The following is a 17,552-nucleotide window of genomic DNA, read 5'->3' on the forward strand; positions in this document are numbered from 1 at the left end:
CTAATATTAAAATAATCTTTCTATTTATCGGTCCTTACTACGGGCAAATCTCCCAAGGAAGCCAAAGCAAAATGCTGCATAAATTCAGAAGTAGTTGCCCAAAGCGCCGGACGACCAGGGCTTTCGCGGTGACCTACCACAGCAATCCAGCCAAGCTCCTGTAACTGCTGCATGATACTCGCACCTACCGATACTCCCCGCCAGTGTTCAATTTCCGGACGGGTAACAGGCTGTTGATAGGCAATAACCGCCAATGTTTCCAGCACCGCTTTGCTCAATGGGCGGGGAGCCTCTACATGCAAGCGCGCTAACAGCCCATGGTGGCGATGATGAATCTGCAGACGATATCCACCTGCAACGGCGATCAGCTGCATGGGGCCTTCACCAGCGGCCAGTAAAATCTCCAGTGCCGCTTCCCAACCCGCATATTCCGGGTCGTCGGCGAAAATGCCAGCGAGCTGTTCCCGCGACAGTGGTTCTGCACTGGACAAAAACAAAGCCAGCAAGGCCTCACGCATGCTGCGGAACCTCCATACCCGCGATACTTACCTGCCAGCCACCGGCGCCATCATCATGCAGTTGCAAGGCTTCCTGGCGCAATAACTCCAGAATGGCCAACAAGGATATAGCCAAGGCCTGCCGACTTAACTCAGGCAACAACTCAAGCAGTTGCCAGGGACGCTGATCCCGACGACAGCAAAGCAGCACTTCCACCATGCGCTGCCGCAAACCCATGGCCGGGTTGGAAAGATGATGGACAGTTTGATCACGTCGCTCGGGGCGCCGCTGTATACGCAACCAGGCCGCAGCAATATCACCCAGTTCGATCAGAGGCAGAGACGGAGGCAAGTCATCATAGGAGACCGGGTTGGCCATCCAGAAATCGCGCCCTGACTGCGGCAAGGATTGGAGGATTTCTGACTGGCTTTGCACCAGCGCCAAGGCCTCAAGACGACGCACCAGCTCCAGTCGAGGGTCCATTTCTTCGTCTTCACAGGCGGGTGGTACCGGAAGCAGCATTCTTGCCTTGATTTCCGCCAACCAGGCGGCCATCAGCAGATATTCTGCTGCCAGCTCCAGATTCCGCCGCCGGGCTTCCTGGAGGTACTGCAAATACTGACGGGTGACTTCCGCCACCGGAATATCGCGAATATCCATACGGTTACGACGAATCAGCCAAAGCAGTAATTCAAGAGGTCCGGAAAAGCTGTCCAGAAGCAACTCCAGGGCATCGGGAGGAATAAACAAGCCCTCTGGTAAGCTGTCCAAGGGCTGACCATTGACCTGTACGGCCTGCCCCATGCCAGCATTCACCACCGTCACGTGAATATCACTCAACCAATACCCAGTTCGTGAGCCAAGCCCATGGCGGAGCGCACTTTTTCCATAGTCTGCCCGGCCCTGTTACGGGCACGTTGCGCACCAGCATGGGCAATTTCCCGCAATTGTTCCGGACGCGCTGCCCAGTATTCGGCGCGTTCGCGAATCGGTGCCAGCTCCACGAGCACTGCTTCAATCACAGGCTGTTTGCAATCGAGACAACCAATACCGGCGCTGGTACAGCCTTGTCGCACCCAGTTTCGCGTCTCCTCACTGGAATATACCTGATGAAATCCCCATACCGGACATTTTTCCGGAGTACCCGGATCAGTACGCATGACGCGCGCCGGATCAGTAGGCATGGTACGAATTTTCTTGCGAATATGTTCCGGGTCTTCCTGTAAGGGAATGGTGTTCCCATAGGATTTACTCATTTTTTGGCCATCGAGGCCGGGCAATTTGGAAGCGGCAGTCAGTAACGCCTGAGGTTCGCGAAGAATTTCACGGCCCTTCCCTTCCAGATGCGCCAATAACTGCGCCTGCATCAGCGGACTCAATCCTGCCTGCTGCCGGAGAAATTCAGCCGCTTCGGTGACGGCCAACAAATCCCCATTTTGCTGAAAACGCTGTTGCAACTGAGCAAAAGTTTTGGCAGCACGCTTGCCCATGGCCTGCAACCCTCTTTCAATCTGCTGCCGGGTTTCCGCATCACGGCCATAAAAGCTGTTGAAACGTCGAGCCAGCTCCCGGCTGATTTCCAGATGTGCCACCTGATCGGCCCCTACGGGCACCTGTTGGGCCTCATACAGCAGAATATCCGCCGTCATCAGCAGCGGATAACCGAGGAAACCGAAGGTCGCCAGATCCCGTTCCCGCAGTTTTTCCTGCTGGTCCTTGAAAGTCGGCACGCGCTCCAGCCACGACAAAGGCGTCAGCATCCCCAGCAGCAGGGCCAATTCGGCATGTTGGGGAACATGCGACTGAATAAATAGAACTGCTTTATCCGGATCAATTCCCACCGCCAGCCACTCAACCAGCATATCCCAAACGGCGGTACTGATGCCCTCAACGCTTTCATAATGGGTGGTCAGCGCATGCCAGTCTGCCACAAAAAAATAGCACTCGCCCTGATCCTGCAAGCGTACCCAGTTTTTCAGTACGCCATGATAATGACCAATATGCAAACGCCCCGTTGGACGCATTCCAGAGACAATAATTTCTTTCATTATCCAGCACCTACTGCCAGGAAAAAATGATAAACCCATAAAAACAATGGGCCCAGTACGTTCCACAAAATGCCGGTAAAAAGCAGCACAATGAGAATAATAAACCCATAAGGTTCAACTCGGCTGAGGGCGATGCTGGCAGAAGCCGGCAACAAGCCTACGGCAACCCGGCCGCCGTCCAGTGGCGGAATCGGTATCAGGTTGAAAATGATCAGGATGACATTGATGATAATGCCCGCCTCGCCCATCAACTGCATGGGTGTAGCGACATAAGCCAGGGTGCCGGGAAGGTGTCCACCCAACCACAATATGGCTGTCCAGAAAATGGCCATCAGCAGATTGGCTGCGGGTCCGGCGATAGCTACCCAGACCATGTCCGTTTTCGGCTTTTTCAGGCCACTAAAATTCACCGGCACTGGTTTGGCATATCCAAATAAAAAGGGGGAATGAAACAGCAACAAGATACCCGGCAGGATAATCGTTCCAAAAGGATCAATATGTTTCACCGGATTCAGGGTCAGACGACCCATGAGCATCGCCGTGGGGTCGCCTCGCTTCCAGGCCACCCAGCCGTGGGCGACCTCATGCACGGTGATGGCAAACAGCACCGGAATCGCCCAGATCGCAAGGGTACGAACAAAATGTGTGATATCAAACATGGTCACTAGTATATCAGCAGGAACTACCGGCACCTAATGCAGCCCATTTGCGGAACCGTTGACCCGGTAACAGCCGTTGGCCAGAATTATTCCAACCCCAGAGCAGCCGGGTCTCCGGCCCCCTTGCGCAGCAATTGCGGGGGCCACTGCAACAAATCAATAACGGTCGAGCATTGGGCCCGCCCCTGTTCGGCGAGGATCACCTTATCCACCTGGTTACCGAGCAGCGTGCAAATTTCTTCTGGATCAATCAGCGGAATATCAGCTTCAGGCAATTGCAGTGTCGAACTCATCAAGGGTTCACCCAACTCTGCCAGGAGCATTTCACAAATGGGATGAGCTGGAATACGCACCCCGATGCTCCGCTTTTTCGGGTCCGCCAAACGCCGAGGAACGTCTTTGGTGGCTGGCAAAATAAAAGTATAAGGTCCAGGCAAGGCTTTACGCAGCAAAGCAAAAGCGCGGTCATCCAACTTGGCATATTCTGCGAGTTGGGCAATTCCCGGAAACAGGAGGGAAAGATCATGCTGCAAATCCAGTTGACGGATACGCCGCAATCGTTCCTGGGCGGCGCGGGCGCCAACCATGCAACCCAAGGCATAACAGGTGTCTGTCGGGAAAACAATTAACCCGCCAGCCCGTAACACATCCAGTACCGGCTCCAGCAGGCGCCATTGAGGATTGACCGGATGCACACTGACGCATGAACTCATGTTATCTTCAATCTCCATGAATACTCATACCGAAACCGCAGCGATCATACGCCAGCCCGACCCAATGTCGCCAGACCCGATGTCTCTGGAAGTGGCCCGGCCCAAAACCGCAAATTGCCTGCTGCTGATGAGCGGCGGCATAGAAAGCAGCACGCTGTTATTTCAGCTTGCCCAAACTGAGTGCCCCCAACCGGTTTTTCTGGACTATGCGCAACGCGCTGCCCAACAGGAGTGGGAAGCCGTGCAAAGGCTGAGTGAAAATCAGCAAGTCCAAGCACAACGCTATGATCTGTCCGCTTTTGGAAATGCCGTTGGAGCATTGCGCGCTGAACGGTACCATGTCCCCCTGCCCCATCGTAATTTTTTCGCTATTGCTGCCATTGCGACGATTGCCAGCAATTTGAATATTCAACGCATTGTGATAGGTCTCAGCGCTGATGATGCGCAGGTAGATACCTGCTCACGTCCCGCTTTTCAGAATGCCATCACAAACACCCTTGGCACTTTGAATTTGCAACTGGAAACGCCTCTGATTCAACTCAGTAAGGCTAGCATCATACTTGAGGGGAATCGTTTGCACGTTCCCTGGAAAAAAACCTATAGTTGCCTTCTGGGGCGCGAAAAACACTGTGGTTTTTGTCCCCAGTGCAAGAAAAGACGGGAAGCTTTTGCACAGGCTGGCGCCAATGACCAGGATCTGGGCTATAATCCTTGACCCGATTTCATCCACCCCAAAGGAGACGGCTCAATCCATGCCCGTTGCCATCCCCACTATGAGAAAGCATCCAACTTGGACTCTGGCAGATATACCCTATGCAAGCATAGAAAAAACCAGAATAGTTGATCAGACAGACTGGTTTTATCTGCTGGCAGGAGCCTCCTTTGTGGAAACGCTTTCTGACCTCTATGCCCGCAATCTGGTGGAATACTTTCAGGAGAATGCTGCGGCTACTGCATGGCTCAGCAGAGAATGGGAGCAGGAAGAAGTTCAGCATGGATTGGCCCTGAAGGCCTATGTCCTGCAGATCTGGCCAGACTTCGACTGGGAGCGCGCCTATAAAGGCTTTGTGCAAGCTTACATGCCCTACTGCCAGACAGATTTGCTGGGTCCTAGCCAGGCGCTGGAAATGGCGTCTCGCTGCGTCGTAGAGACAGGTACCGCCAGTTTTTACACCATGATTCAGTCCGCCAGCCCGGAACCGGTTCTCCGTTTACTGGCTGGGCGCATTCGTGCTGATGAAGTCCACCACTACAAATACTTTTATAAATTCTTTCAGGCTTATCAGCAGCAGGAAAAAAATTCACGCTGGCGAATTGGCCGGGAACTCTGGAAAAGAGTGTCGGAAGTCGATCAGGAAGATAGCTATTTAGCCATCAAAAATGCTTTTGAAGTAAAAAATCCTGGGCAAACTTTTTCAGGTAAGGACTTTGCGGCATTCCGGGAACGGATGGGAGACTGGGTCAGCCGCCACTACCCCTTTGAAATGGCAATTAAAATGTTGCTAAAACCGGTATCCCTACCACCCACCTTACAAAAAATGGCACTGCCCCTGTTGAAGCGCAGTGCCCGAAAGGCCTTGGCCAGTTAGAGTGACCAGGTGCGAACTTTTAACTTGTCCGGATGCAACTGCAGCCAGCCAGCGGATTCAAGATGCGCGGCAGTTTTACCCATAACGCGTACTGCCTGATATTCACCGTGAACAATAGGGTGAGGCAAAGACCCTTGCGCCAGTTGGTTATGTAAAGGGGTGACGGCATGCACAAAGCTCCCCAAGGCCATAAAAGGCGTGGCAAGCAGCAGAACAAAAACCATATTGCTGAGTGACTTTTTCATGAGAGGTCCTTTTTCGATTCAGGGAGAATGGTATGCTTAAGCAAACTGCATGCCAGTTATTAAAAACTCTCATTCCTTTAGCCGGATCAGAAGTAAAATCTTTTCTCTACCGGTAGTTACGTCATCTTCATGAATAGGATCAAATTCTGACAAAATGATTATCTTAGCCATGCACGCCCTACATACTCGCCCAGCCTGTCTCCATACCCCGACAAGCAGACGCCCCTTTTCGTTCACAGACCGGTTTTTAATGATCTGACCATACTGCGGTCATTTGGCTACAGCCTAGGGATTAGGTCTTTAATGCCAGATTATGTTATATTTATTCATCCTGATGTTTTTTGAATATTATCTTACTGCCATAAATAGGAGTTATTGTGACAGAACGAAAATCTTCTTTTTCGATACGGCACGGCTCACACTTTAAAAATAATTCCATGTACACTGTTATCATTAATATTCTTATATTTATAACATTGGTTTTTTCTTTTTCTGCTGATGCATCTACCAGCACAAAAATTGATCAGGACAGCAAAATTCTGCAGGAAATACATACACAATTAGAACAACCAGTTGATATGCAGCAGCTTCTTAATTGGCATAAAAGCACCAGCATCATCAAAGACCATGCACAGAAGTGCATCAGCGACAAGAATAATCAGCTTAAACAGACTGATAGTGGCTTGGGAATTCTCGGGCCTGCGGTCACCGGTGAACCAGAAAATCTGACGGCATTAAGAACAAAACTACTTACTCGACAAAAAGATCTGCAGGGAGAAATTGCTACCTGCAAAATTATTGCGGTAGCCAGCACTGACTTGGAACAAGAAATTGAGAAAAAGCGTGACAATCTGCATGCGCAAATACTATTACGTAAGGATCAAAATATATGGGCACAGATTAATACTTTTTGGGCTGTAAGCTCAAGTACCTGGACGCAGGAGAGAAACTACTGGTTTCATCGCAATCATCGCTTCATTTTTGCCCAGAAAAACCTTCAGGTATCCATAGCCATTGGTCTATTTGTTTTTTTATTACTGCTGATTGTACGTAAATCACTTCCCGAGAGCACAAAGCTTGGAACGCAACTATCGGCAGCGCAAAAAAGTCTCTATCACTACTTACCCATTGTTGCCGGCGTTTCCGCAACGGCACTAGCAGCGCACTTTACAGGGGTCCTTTCTCCATTTGTAGATATTGTGCTGATAACCTGGGGAGGCTATGCCTTGCTGGCGATTCTGGTCACTTGGGCATTACGTCCCAGTGGAGTCGTTTTTCATCATTTCGCCTGGGGTCCGGAAACCTTACGTTCCACATTGCGTACCCTGCGTTTTATTGCTTTTTTGGCCGCCTTTGCGGTGAGCTGGATTATTATCGCTCCACAGGATTTCCTGAACAGGCAACAACAGGCTTTATTATGGTCGATTTATCATCTTTTGGTGATCAGCGCGGTAATCCGACTGGTCATGGAAGCCGGAGGTAAAAGGCCCTTTAAAGCTTACCCTTTTTTGCGGATTATTATACTGATTGCGCTGCTGGCAACAGCTGTATTTACATTACTGGGTTATCGCAATCTAACCAACTATCTGTTTTTTGGCCTGCTGATGTCCTTGTTAGCACTGGGTATTGGCCTGTTTATTTCCTGGGGGCTCAGTGATTTCTGGAATTACACTGCGCGTAAAGATGGTCGCTGGCAACATGTGCTGAAGCTACGTCTGGGACTCAAGGATGATCAAGCACTACCTTGGCTTGGCTGGTTCAGTGCGCTGAGTCATATTGCCGTCTGGTTGGGAATTGGCGCCTTCATTCTTTACGCCTGGGGGCTCACCCATACCGGCTTCTCATTAATATGGAAGTATTTCATTACCGGGTTTACCGTTGGAACCTTTCATCTTCAACCTTTCCGCTGGATTATTGCCATTGGACTATTGATCCTGCTGATTAATATCAATACATTTGTGCAACGCTATCTTTCTGATAATTCCCGTATTATTGGTCATATGGAAAGCGGTGCACGTCATTCAATTCTGTCTATTGTACGTTATACAGGTTTTATTATTGCCATACTTATTGCCCTTTCAACAGCCGGTGTAGCCCTCCATAATCTCGCCATTATTGCGGGCGCACTGTCAGTGGGCATTGGTTTTGGATTGCAAAATATTGTCAATAATTTTGTCTCTGGGTTGATTCTGTTACTCGAACGACCGATTCGGGTGGGTGACTGGATTCAGGTCGGCAGCACTCAGGGTTATGTAGAAAAAATGAGTATTCGTTACACACTGATCCTGACTTTTGATCGTACCGAAGTCTTTGTACCCAACTCCGAGCTCATTTCTGGTCAGGTGACCAACTGGATGTATACCAACAGTGTGCTGCGCCTGATGATTCCATTTAATGTTGCCCATAGCGCGGATATTAAACTGGTCAAAGAATTATTGGTCAAGGAAGGACAAAATCATCCGGATGTTCTGCAGGATGACCCGCGTGGAATTCCTCCGACTGCCTTGTTGCTGGATGTCAGTGAAAATGCCTTGCAGTTTTACTTGCGTGTTTATCTTGATGACTGCAATAAAAGTTTTAACGTCCAAACCGATTTGCGGGCATCGGTCGTGGAGAGTTTGTTACGTCACAATATTCGTCTGGCCCACCAGCAACAGGATGTGCACTTTATCCCCAGTCAAATTCTTCCTGTAGATAAGGCTACCGGGACCATTCATGATCCACTAGAACCAGGCAATCAGTGAATTAATAAATTATCGCGATGAATCATGACCCCTTCTGCCACATCGGGGTCATCTGCAATTTCCGGACTTTTTTTACCCAGACAGCGTTGCACCACGTTAGCGTCCCAATTGACCAGGCCTCGGGCAAACACATTACCATCGGGATCCTTGCAGAGCACCAGATCACCGCGATGAAAATTACCTTCCAGAGCCGTTACCCCAACCGGTAACAAACTCCCGCCATCCTGCTTTAACGCGTGGACCGCGCCAGCATCCAGGTGCAGCGTTCCTCTTGCCCGCAAATGTCCGGCCAGCCAGCGTTTACGCGCATCCAGCTTGGGAAGTCGGGCATGAATGAAAGTACCCAGAGCTTCGCCATCGCGAATGCGCAGTAAGACATTGTCGCAGCGACCATTGGCAATAATGGTGGATGTGCCGGAACGGGCAGCACGAGTTGCTGCACGCACCTTGGCGAGCATACCACCGGTGCCGACACCCGAACCGCCACTACCGGCAATCCGTTCCAGCATGGCGGCACCAGCATTAACTTCTGTAAGTAGCTGCGCGTCCGGATTGCTGCGCGGATCGGCATTAAACACCCCATCCTGATCCGTCAGAATGACCAGCAAATCCGCATCCAGCAAATTGCTGACCACAGCGGCAAGCGTATCATTATCACCAAGATTGATGGCATTGTAAGAAACTGTGTCATTTTCGTTGATGATTGGCAAAACATTCATTTCGAGTAAGGTCAACAAGGCAGAACGGGCATTCAGATAGCGGCGTCGGCTGCGCAGATCATCGTGTGTCAATAAAACCTGACCACAATGAATGGGCATTTCATTGGGTTCATCGCACTCTCGAAGAAGTTTTTCATAGGTGTGAATCAAAGCGGATTGACCAACACTAGCGGCCGCCTGACGTTCCTTAAGATTCGCTGGTCGTTGCGACCAACCTAAACGTTGCACTCCGGCACTGACTGACCCTGATGAAACCAGAATGACTTCAATGCCGGAACGGCGAAGTGCAATAATTTGTCGGACCCAGCCGCCTATGGACTTTCGATCGAGGCCTCTTCCCTCATCTGTGAGAAGGCTGCTGCCTATTTTTACAACCCAACGTTGTGCTTTCGTTTGCAATAAATTCCGCGATTTATCCGGTGATTTATTTCTCATGTCCGCCTAAATTTCATCAAATATATTTTAATTATAACATATTATTATAAAAAAATAAACATAATATGGCAATTGCAAACTATCCACATAATTAATCCATTATTTAATCGACTATACTAATAATCCAGTCCAATATGGATGAACTATTTTTTTACCAGGAATTGATAATACCCACTCCAGCAGCTTGAAATGACGCAGTATCGCGCGATGCCATAATAAAGCCCCGCGATAAGGCAATTGTCACGATATATCCGTCTATACCAGATAACTCCAAAAAAGCCTGCATGAATGCAGGCTGGGAAATATTTTCAGATCACTCCCACTCAATGGTGGCCGGTGGCTTGGAAGAAATATCGTAAACCACCCGATTGATACCCGATACTTCATTGATGATTCGGGTGGAAATGCGGCCGAGAACTGCGTAGGGCAAATGCGCCCAGTCCGCCGTCATCCCGTCGGACGACTCTACCGCACGCAGGGCAATGGTTTCATCATAAGTGCGGGCATCGCCCATGACCCCCACACTCCTCACGGGCAGCAAGACGGCAAAGGCCTGCCAAAGCTGATCATATAATCCAGCCTCGCGAACTTCTTCCATGACAATACGATCTGCACGCCGCAATATTTCCAGGCGTGCTGCATCAATGGCGCCCAGACAACGAATCGCCAGACCAGGGCCAGGAAAGGGTTGTCGACGAATGACTTCTTCGGGCATGCCCAATTCCCGACCCAGCTCCCGGACTTCATCCTTGAATAATTCCCGGAGAGGTTCCACCAGCTTCAGATGCATGCGTTCCGGCAACCCGCCAACATTATGATGGGATTTGATGGTGGCACTGGGACCCTTGAATGAAACTGACTCAATGACATCGGGATATAAGGTGCCCTGCGCCAGAAAATCGGCACCTTCCACCTTTTTGGCTTCTTCCTCAAAAATCTCGATGAACAAATTGCCAATAGCCTTGCGCTTTTTTTCAGGGTCCGTAACCTGATCCAACACCTCCAGAAAACGTTGCCGGGCATCTATGACCTGTAATGGAATCTGAAAATAATTGCGAAAAACCGTCTGGACCTTTTCGGACTCACCGAAACGCAATAAACCATTATCCACAAAAATACAGGTCAACTGATCGCCTATGGCGCGATGAATCAAAACCGCCGCCACCGCCGAATCAACGCCTCCAGACAGAGCTGCAATGACTTTACCCTTGCCGACCTGAGCGCGGATGGTAGCTACGGCGCTGTCCACATAGGAATGCATGGTCCATTGACCGTGACAACCGCAAACACCACGCACAAAGGCCGTGAGCATTTCTGCCCCGCGCGGCGTATGGACTACTTCCAGATGAAATTGCACGCCATAAAAATGTCGCACCGGATCGCCAATAGCCGCCAAAGGGGAATTGGCGCTACTGGCCAGAATCCGAAATCCGTCTGGCATTTTTTCAATGCGATCACCATGACTCATCCAGACTTCTTCGGTGGCATCCGCGCTTTTAAAAGGCAACAAAGGCCCCGAAGCTTCCTGAATCTGCAGCTGGGCGCGCCCATATTCCCGATGTTCGGCTTTGGCGACTGCGCCACCCAGCACATGCGCCATTAATTGCAGACCATAACAAATACCAAGAATCGGCAGACCCAGCGCAAATATACCCGGATCCACCATGGGTGCATCCTGATCGTGAACAGAAGCAGGCCCTCCCGACAGAATAATGCCCTGGGGTTCCCAATTCTGTATATCCGTCAGCGACATATGATGCGGATGTATTTCGCAATAAACATGCGTTTCACGCACCCGCCGGGCGATCAACTGGGTGAACTGGGAACCGAAATCGAGAATCAGGATGCGTTCTTGCATGAGTCACTCCACCCGGTAGTTAGGGGCTTCTTTGGTAATATTGACGTCGTGAACATGACTTTCACGAACGCCAGCCTGGGTGATCTTGATGAAACGGGCGCGATTGCGTAAGGCGGTCAAGTCTTCGGCTCCTAGGTAGCCCATGCTGGAACGTAATCCACCCAGCAATTGATGAATCACCTGTCCAGCCGGCCCCTTGTAGGGAACCCGACCCTCCACACCCTCCGGAACTAGCTTGGGTGCTTCCGGGCTGGCGTCCTGAAAATACCGATCGGCCGATCCCTGTTGCATAGCGCCCAAAGAACCCATCCCGCGATAAGCTTTATAAGAGCGGCCCTGATAAAGTTCAATTTCTCCAGGCGCTTCATCCGTACCCGCCAGCAAACCACCAACCATCACCGAGTGGGCTCCGGCGGCCAGCGCCTTGGCAAAATCACCCGAAAAACGAATGCCACCATCGGCAATCAGAGGTACACCAGTATTGGCCAGGGCATCTGCCACATTACTGATGGCCGTCACCTGCGGCACGCCGACACCGGCCACAATCCGGGTGGTACAAATAGAGCCCGGCCCAATACCGACCTTCACCCCGTCCGCGCCCGCTTCCACCAGGGCCAGAGCCGCTTCACCGGTGGCGATATTGCCGCCAATGACATCCACGTCCGGGTAACGTTCCTTGATCCAGCGTACCCGATCCAGAACGCCCTGGCTGTGGCCATGAGCCGTATCCACAATGATGACATCAACCCCGGCCTCAGCCAGTGCCTGCACCCGGGCATCGGTGCCCTCCCCCACACCCACGGCCGCGCCAACCAACAAACGGCCTTGGGCGTCACGACAAGCCAGTGGATGCTCCGTGGCCTTGCGAATGTCTTTGACCGTAATCAGACCGCGTAACTCAAAGTCTTCATTAACGACCAGAATTTTTTCAATTCGATGCTGATGCAATAGGGCTTTGGTTGCATCCAGACTGGTACCTTCCGGAACAGTAACCAACCTTTCCCTGGGCGTCATCACACTACTTACGGGCGCATCCATGCGCGTTTCAAAACGCAGATCACGGTGGGTCACAATCCCTTCCAGATGTTCTCCATCCACCACCGGCACACCAGAAATACCATGCAGAGCCATAATCTGTAGCACCTCACGGATGCTGACGTTGGCACGCGTAGTGATGGGATCCTTGATGACTCCGGCCTCAAATTTTTTGACCCGTCGCACCAAAGCGGCCTGCTGATCCGGTGACATGTTTTTATGGACGATACCAATACCACCTTCCTGCGCCAGCCCGATGGCCATGGCGGCCTCCGTCACCGTATCCATGGCAGCCGACAACAAGGGAATATTGAGGCGGATGCGTCGACTCAACTGTGTTGAAATCTGAACGTTGCGGGGGAGCACTGCAGAGTGGGCAGGTACGAGCAGGACATCATCAAAGGTCAGAGCTTCGCCGATCAGTTGCATAATGGATCACCTATAACAAGAAAGGGGCCGGGTGTACGCATCCCAGCCCCGTGATAAAAGGCATCCCGAACTATAGCCAATGAGCAGCCATTTTTCCAGTATGGAGGATTGATTCGGAATTGACCGAAGCGGTCTGAGCCTGCTAACTTTCGCAATTAACGCCGCAGGCTACCTATATCATAACGAAAACATGCAATGACCGTTTCCATCATCGTTCCCTGCCATAATGAATCGGGCAACCTGAAAATCCTTCATGAGCGGGTGAGGGGCATCATGGATGCCTGTGGTGAACCTTGGGAAATGGTCTGTGTGAACGATGGCAGCACCGATGACACCCTCCTGCAGCTGATCGCCCTGCACCAGCACGACCCTCGGATTCAGGTCATAGATTTGTCCCGCAACTTTGGGAAAGAAGCCGCTTTAACGGCTGGTCTGGACGCTGCCCAGGGCGATGCCGCCATTCCCCTGGATGCAGACCTGCAGGACCCTCCAGAGCTCATCCCTGAACTGATTGCCCAATGGCACGATGGTTATGATGTGGTCAACGCCGTACGTCTCTCCCGGGAGGGAGAGTCCTGGCTCAAACGCGCTTCAGCCCACTTTTTCTACCGGGCGATCAACCGGATGAGCGTCGTAGATATTCCCGCTGATACGGGTGACTTCCGGCTTTTGTCGCGTCCGGTACTGGATGCCTTGCAAAGCCTTCCAGAACGCCGACGCTTCATGAAAGGACTGTTTGCCTGGGTGGGTTTCCGCAGCACCAATGTTTACTACCATCGTGCGCCCCGACATAGCGGCAAAACCACCTGGAATTACTGGAAACTATGGAATTTTGCCGTCGAAGGCATTACTTCATTCAGCCAGGTGCCACTACAATTAGCGGCTTATCTGGGTTTTATCGTCTCCGGCCTGGCTTTCCTTTATGCCTTGTGGCTGATTATCAGCACCCTGGTTTATGGAAACCCTGTCAAGGGATATCCTTCCATGATGGTCACCCTGCTGTTTTTAGGCGGAGTGCAATTGATGGCGCTTGGTGTCATTGGTGAATATCTTGGAAGGATTTACGAAGAAAGCAAGCATCGCCCAGTTTATTTAATCAGGAAGGCTTGGAGCAGAAATATGGACAAAAATAAAAATGATTAAACGTTGGGTAATCTGGGGACTGTTTGCGTTACTTTCGGTTGCTGTACTCATCAGTAGCCTGGGGACGGCGTTTCAGACGCTTCCGTTGAATCCCGACATGGCGGAGATGGCCTTGATCTATCAAGGCGTTATTCATCATGGATGGCGTTTTCCATTTACCTGGAGATTCACCCAGGACAATCAAATACTGAGCTTGCTACCGTTCACACTTATTTATTATGCCTTAGCAAGTGTATCAGGAGCCTCAATCATCATCCAGGGATGGCTTATTTTCGTTGTGAATGCCCTATTAGCTGGTTTACTCGTTAAAACGGTAACCCATTCCTGGAGGTGGGCTGCGTTGTCATGGTTACTAAGCTTATTGGCTAGTCCTATGGCCATAGGTCAGCCTGGCATCCTGGCGTATCCAGTAACACATAATAGTGTATGGGCGTTTGGTTTACTTGGCATAATAGGACTCATTCGTTATTTGAGTGATCGCCCTAACTGGGCGCTTCCATTGATCTTAATGTGTGTGGCGGTGGGCACGATTTCAGATCCTTGGTTTGAAGCCGCTTTCACGGTACCTGTCTTACTGATTGCGTGGAAAGCACCACGGTGGTTTCAGACGGACAAGACAACGCGCAGAACATTAGTAAAATCGTTAATTATAACGTACATAGCAGGACGCATTACTTACTTCGGTCTTGAGCTTTTGCACATGGTTCCAGGCCAAGGCTTGGGTATTGCCTCATTCCCAGAAATGTTTCAACACATAAAGTTACTAGCTCAGGGTGTTGGCGTACTCGTACAGTTGTATCCACTACCAAAAAACAATTATATATGGTCAATCTGGGTGATATATTTTATAAGCCTGTGTAGCATAATTATCTTTTCATGGTTATCAATAAAAAATGTCAACACAAGAACTAAAATTCTAGTTAGTTTCTCTGGTATTTCAATCGGTATTATTGTGTCAGCATTTATAATAACAAATTTCGCAGGTGGGTTATGGGCTTCTCGCTTCTTGATCAACTTATTTTACTTAATAATTGTAATTATTACATCCATAACAGCTAGTTTTTGGTTAAAAAAAGACAATAAAATAAAAATTTTATATTGGCTGACTTTACTGGGATACACCTTGCTTGCCATGCATGCAATTAACCATGCTAACTGGCGCTATAAATCCAATTGGAACGGAACGGACTCTTTATCAAGATGGCTAATTAAGCACGATTTTTATAATGGATACGGGCAATACTTCGATGTAAACTCGCCACTCCTTAATATTGTTTCAAGTGGCAAAATTACAGCACGACCACTAAGTTGCAATATGGGATACCTTATACCAAGACTTTCAAGTAGTGACGATCAGTTTTGGTTTGGTCAAAAACCACTAGCACAATATAATAAATTAGAATTTATTGCTTTCAATAAAACAAGTCAGAGATGGAATAAATGCGCAATCAAAACATTCGGCAAACCCTATCAAGTTTTATTTTATAGATCTTTAAAAATATTTATATACAATCGAAATTTATCGTCACAACTAAATAAAGGTTATCGCTCATTCCAATCGCATTGGAAACTAATTAATATCGCAAACAATAGAACAGCGATAAATAAAGTCGGAAAAACGCTGGGAGTGAATTCAGAATGGGCCCAATATACATATACATGGTTATTAAAAAATGGTATTGCCAAGTGATTTTTTTGAAGAGCGATCATATATGCTTTTTCATTTAAACATCTTCATTGATCGTTGCAGAACTTATAAAACTAAATTAATACTATAATTTATTAAAATCTTGCTCCTTCATTGTTAGCAATTTCCTTTGTAGGCGAATACAGAGTAATTTATATCTATTGGAACTTGGCCTTCGTCCTTGGACATTTCCACGCTGCTTTTCCCCGATTTTTCAGGTACACTGTCGCCCAGAATGACAGACCACCCTCGCTAGGGATCAGCCTTGGTATCTTTAAAGTCTTTTATAACCAGTCAGTTAAATATTGCAGAGACCAGTACGGACAGCTCTGCCGATGCGCCGACCCCGCTCTCCGTGCAGATTCCCGGCGCGCAGGTAACGCCGCGAGCAGAGCATAATATCTCCCGAAGGGATATTAGCGACGGCGCCTTGCAGGTGCTAAACGGCTTGCATCGGGCGGGTTTTCAGGCCTACATGGTCGGTGGGGGGGTGCGTGATCTGCTTTTGGGTCGCGAACCCAAGGATTTTGATGTGGCCACGGATGCGCTTCCGGAGCAGGTTCGTAAATTGTTTCGGCGTAATGCCCGCCTGATCGGGCGGCGCTTTATTCTGGTGCATGTGCAGTTTGGCAGCGAAATCATTGAGGTGGCGACATTCCGGGGCGGCGCCGATGGCAAAAAGAAGGAAGCCAGTGAGCGCAGTGAAAGTGGACGGATTCTGGCCGACAATGTTTACGGGTCGCTGGAAGAAGATGCCCGGCGCCGGGATTTCACGGCCAATGCCTTGTATTACAACATTGCTGATCGCGGCATTCTGGATTTCTCCACAGGCATGGAAGATTTGCGGGCTGGCCTTTTACGTATTATTGGGGATCCCGAACAACGCTATCGCGAAGATCCGGTACGCATGTTGCGGGCAGTGCGCTTTGCCGCAAAACTGGGGTTCACACTCGACGAAGCCGCTCGTGCGCCCATCAGCACCTGTCGGGACTGCTTGCAGGAAGTGCCCTCTGCGCGACTTTTTGAGGAAACCCTCAAGCTGTTTTTGAATGGCAACGCCCGTTCCAGCTTTGAATTACTCCGCCAACATGGCCTGTTCGCTGCTTTATTTCCACAAGTTGACGCCCTCCTCGATACGGACAGCGCCGAACCTGCCCGGATTTTATTACAGGGCGCCCTGGAAGGGACCGATCAGCGGGTTCACGATGGCAAATCCGTCACGCCGGCCTTCTTGTTTGCAGCCCTGTTCTGGCCGGTATTGCAACAACAAAGCCAGGTACTGGAGCAGCAAGGAAAACCTGCAGCCATTGCCTTGCAGCAGGCGGCCAGCGATATTCTCCAGGATTGCATGGGCCGGGTAGCTGTACCACGGCGCTTTTCCCTGCCCATGCGCGAAATCTGGGATCTCCAGGCGCGTTTTTTGCGCAGAGGCGGAAGACGTCCCCATGCGCTACTCGCCCATCCCCGCTTCCGTGCGGCCTTTGACTTCTTATTACTACGGATCCAAGCCGGAGAGATCGCTGCCGAATTAGGAAACTGGTGGGAACAATTTCAGACTGCCGATCATGAAGGTCGCCGCATCCTGATCGAAGCCGCCCGCTTAGAGGAAAACGGACAGGAAACGGCTCTCGGTCCGCTGCCCGCGACCCGCAGTCGCCGTCCCAAACGACGGCGTCGCCGTCATCCCCGTTCTGATTCTGTGGCTGCAAAAAATACAGCAGACACTGAAGAAGTGACAGACAACGACTGA

Annotated in this window: 15 protein-coding genes; 6 read left to right on the forward strand and 9 right to left on the reverse strand. The window is 50.1% G+C overall.

Going from position 1 to position 17,552, the window contains the following annotated elements; all coding sequences use genetic code 11:
• Positions 1–20 precede the first annotated feature (20 nt).
• The 5 genes from scpB to H7F08_RS02385 all read right to left on the reverse strand — a co-directional run bounded on the left by scpB (position 21) and on the right by H7F08_RS02385 (position 3,918).
• Complete coding sequence (scpB, locus tag H7F08_RS02365) at positions 21–518, reverse strand: SMC-Scp complex subunit ScpB (RefSeq protein ID WP_142088550.1); 498 nt, start codon at positions 516–518, stop codon at positions 21–23.
• Positions 511–1,338, reverse strand: a complete 828-nt coding sequence (locus H7F08_RS02370; RefSeq protein ID WP_139112107.1) for a segregation and condensation protein A — start codon at positions 1,336–1,338, stop codon at positions 511–513. Before H7F08_RS02370 ends, scpB begins: the two co-directional genes overlap by 8 nt.
• On the reverse strand, positions 1,335–2,546 hold the full coding sequence (locus H7F08_RS02375) for a tryptophan--tRNA ligase (protein WP_010640321.1): 1,212 nt from the start codon (positions 2,544–2,546) through the stop codon (positions 1,335–1,337). The genes H7F08_RS02370 and H7F08_RS02375 overlap by 4 nt, the downstream gene beginning before the upstream one ends.
• On the reverse strand, positions 2,546–3,205 hold the full coding sequence (locus H7F08_RS02380; RefSeq protein WP_024892661.1) for a site-2 protease family protein: 660 nt from the start codon (positions 3,203–3,205) through the stop codon (positions 2,546–2,548). Before H7F08_RS02380 ends, H7F08_RS02375 begins: the two co-directional genes overlap by 1 nt.
• An 86-nt stretch (positions 3,206–3,291) precedes the next feature.
• Entirely contained in the window at positions 3,292–3,918 is a 627-nt protein-coding gene (locus tag H7F08_RS02385; RefSeq protein ID WP_024892660.1) for an L-threonylcarbamoyladenylate synthase, read from the reverse strand.
• Here H7F08_RS02385 and H7F08_RS02390 point away from each other — a divergent pair.
• Complete coding sequence (locus H7F08_RS02390) at positions 3,917–4,633, forward strand: 7-cyano-7-deazaguanine synthase (RefSeq protein ID WP_051488018.1); 717 nt, start codon at positions 3,917–3,919, stop codon at positions 4,631–4,633. The two genes, H7F08_RS02385 and H7F08_RS02390, sit on opposite strands and share 2 nt — an antisense overlap.
• Before the next feature lie 37 nt (positions 4,634–4,670).
• Positions 4,671–5,507, forward strand: a complete 837-nt coding sequence (locus H7F08_RS02395; protein ID WP_024892658.1) for a ferritin-like domain-containing protein — start codon at positions 4,671–4,673, stop codon at positions 5,505–5,507.
• Here H7F08_RS02395 and H7F08_RS02400 read toward each other — a convergent pair.
• Entirely contained in the window at positions 5,504–5,752 is a 249-nt protein-coding gene (locus H7F08_RS02400) for a hypothetical protein (protein WP_010640041.1), read from the reverse strand. The genes H7F08_RS02395 and H7F08_RS02400 overlap by 4 nt on opposite strands.
• Positions 5,753–6,330: 578 nt before the next feature.
• On the opposite strand from H7F08_RS02400, the gene H7F08_RS02405 reads away from it, so the two are divergent.
• On the forward strand, positions 6,331–8,496 hold the full coding sequence (locus H7F08_RS02405; RefSeq protein WP_226831511.1) for a mechanosensitive ion channel family protein: 2,166 nt from the start codon (positions 6,331–6,333) through the stop codon (positions 8,494–8,496).
• On the opposite strand, the gene proB is transcribed toward H7F08_RS02405, so the two are convergent.
• The 3 genes from proB to guaB form a co-directional block, all read right to left on the reverse strand.
• Entirely contained in the window at positions 8,490–9,650 is a 1,161-nt protein-coding gene (gene proB / locus H7F08_RS02410) for a glutamate 5-kinase (protein WP_024892656.1), read from the reverse strand. The genes H7F08_RS02405 and proB overlap by 7 nt on opposite strands.
• Positions 9,651–9,963: 313 nt before the next feature.
• Positions 9,964–11,508: a glutamine-hydrolyzing GMP synthase gene (gene guaA, locus H7F08_RS02415; RefSeq protein ID WP_031569833.1), complete on the reverse strand. Its 1,545-nt coding sequence runs from the start codon at positions 11,506–11,508 to the stop codon at positions 9,964–9,966.
• A 3-nt stretch (positions 11,509–11,511) separates the two neighbouring features.
• Positions 11,512–12,972, reverse strand: a complete 1,461-nt coding sequence (guaB, locus tag H7F08_RS02420; protein WP_024892654.1) for an IMP dehydrogenase — start codon at positions 12,970–12,972, stop codon at positions 11,512–11,514.
• A 195-nt stretch (positions 12,973–13,167) separates the two neighbouring features.
• Here guaB and H7F08_RS02425 point away from each other — a divergent pair, with 195 nt between their 5' ends.
• From H7F08_RS02425 to pcnB, 3 genes are all read left to right on the forward strand, one after another.
• A complete protein-coding gene (locus H7F08_RS02425) occupies positions 13,168–14,115 on the forward strand; it encodes a glycosyltransferase family 2 protein (protein WP_024892653.1) in 948 nt (315 codons plus the stop codon).
• Positions 14,108–15,805: a hypothetical protein gene (locus H7F08_RS02430; protein WP_024892652.1), complete on the forward strand. Its 1,698-nt coding sequence runs from the start codon at positions 14,108–14,110 to the stop codon at positions 15,803–15,805. The genes H7F08_RS02425 and H7F08_RS02430 overlap by 8 nt, the downstream gene beginning before the upstream one ends.
• A gap of 262 nt (positions 15,806–16,067) precedes the next feature.
• Complete coding sequence (gene pcnB, locus H7F08_RS02435; RefSeq protein ID WP_031575037.1) at positions 16,068–17,552, forward strand: polynucleotide adenylyltransferase PcnB; 1,485 nt, start codon at positions 16,068–16,070, stop codon at positions 17,550–17,552.

The organism is Acidithiobacillus sp. HP-11, assembly GCF_015100075.1.
GTDB lineage: Bacteria > Pseudomonadota > Gammaproteobacteria > Acidithiobacillales > Acidithiobacillaceae > Acidithiobacillus > Acidithiobacillus thiooxidans.

Coding starts and splice junctions, on each gene's coding strand:
- scpB (WP_142088550.1), bottom strand. CDS start 518: ATGCGTGAGGCCTTGCTGGCTTTGTTTTTGTCCAGTGCAGAACCACTG.
- H7F08_RS02375 (WP_010640321.1), bottom strand. CDS start 2,546: ATGAAAGAAATTATTGTCTCTGGAATGCGTCCAACGGGGCGTTTGCAT.
- H7F08_RS02380 (WP_024892661.1), bottom strand. CDS start 3,205: ATGTTTGATATCACACATTTTGTTCGTACCCTTGCGATCTGGGCGATT.
- H7F08_RS02390 (WP_051488018.1), top strand. CDS start 3,917: ATGTTATCTTCAATCTCCATGAATACTCATACCGAAACCGCAGCGATC.
- H7F08_RS02385 (WP_024892660.1), bottom strand. CDS start 3,918: ATGAGTTCATGCGTCAGTGTGCATCCGGTCAATCCTCAATGGCGCCTG.
- H7F08_RS02395 (WP_024892658.1), top strand. CDS start 4,671: ATGCCCGTTGCCATCCCCACTATGAGAAAGCATCCAACTTGGACTCTG.
- H7F08_RS02400 (WP_010640041.1), bottom strand. CDS start 5,752: ATGAAAAAGTCACTCAGCAATATGGTTTTTGTTCTGCTGCTTGCCACG.
- H7F08_RS02405 (WP_226831511.1), top strand. CDS start 6,331: ATGCAGCAGCTTCTTAATTGGCATAAAAGCACCAGCATCATCAAAGAC.
- proB (WP_024892656.1), bottom strand. CDS start 9,650: ATGAGAAATAAATCACCGGATAAATCGCGGAATTTATTGCAAACGAAA.
- guaA (WP_031569833.1), bottom strand. CDS start 11,508: ATGCAAGAACGCATCCTGATTCTCGATTTCGGTTCCCAGTTCACCCAG.
- guaB (WP_024892654.1), bottom strand. CDS start 12,972: ATGCAACTGATCGGCGAAGCTCTGACCTTTGATGATGTCCTGCTCGTA.
- H7F08_RS02425 (WP_024892653.1), top strand. CDS start 13,168: ATGACCGTTTCCATCATCGTTCCCTGCCATAATGAATCGGGCAACCTG.
- H7F08_RS02430 (WP_024892652.1), top strand. CDS start 14,108: ATGATTAAACGTTGGGTAATCTGGGGACTGTTTGCGTTACTTTCGGTT.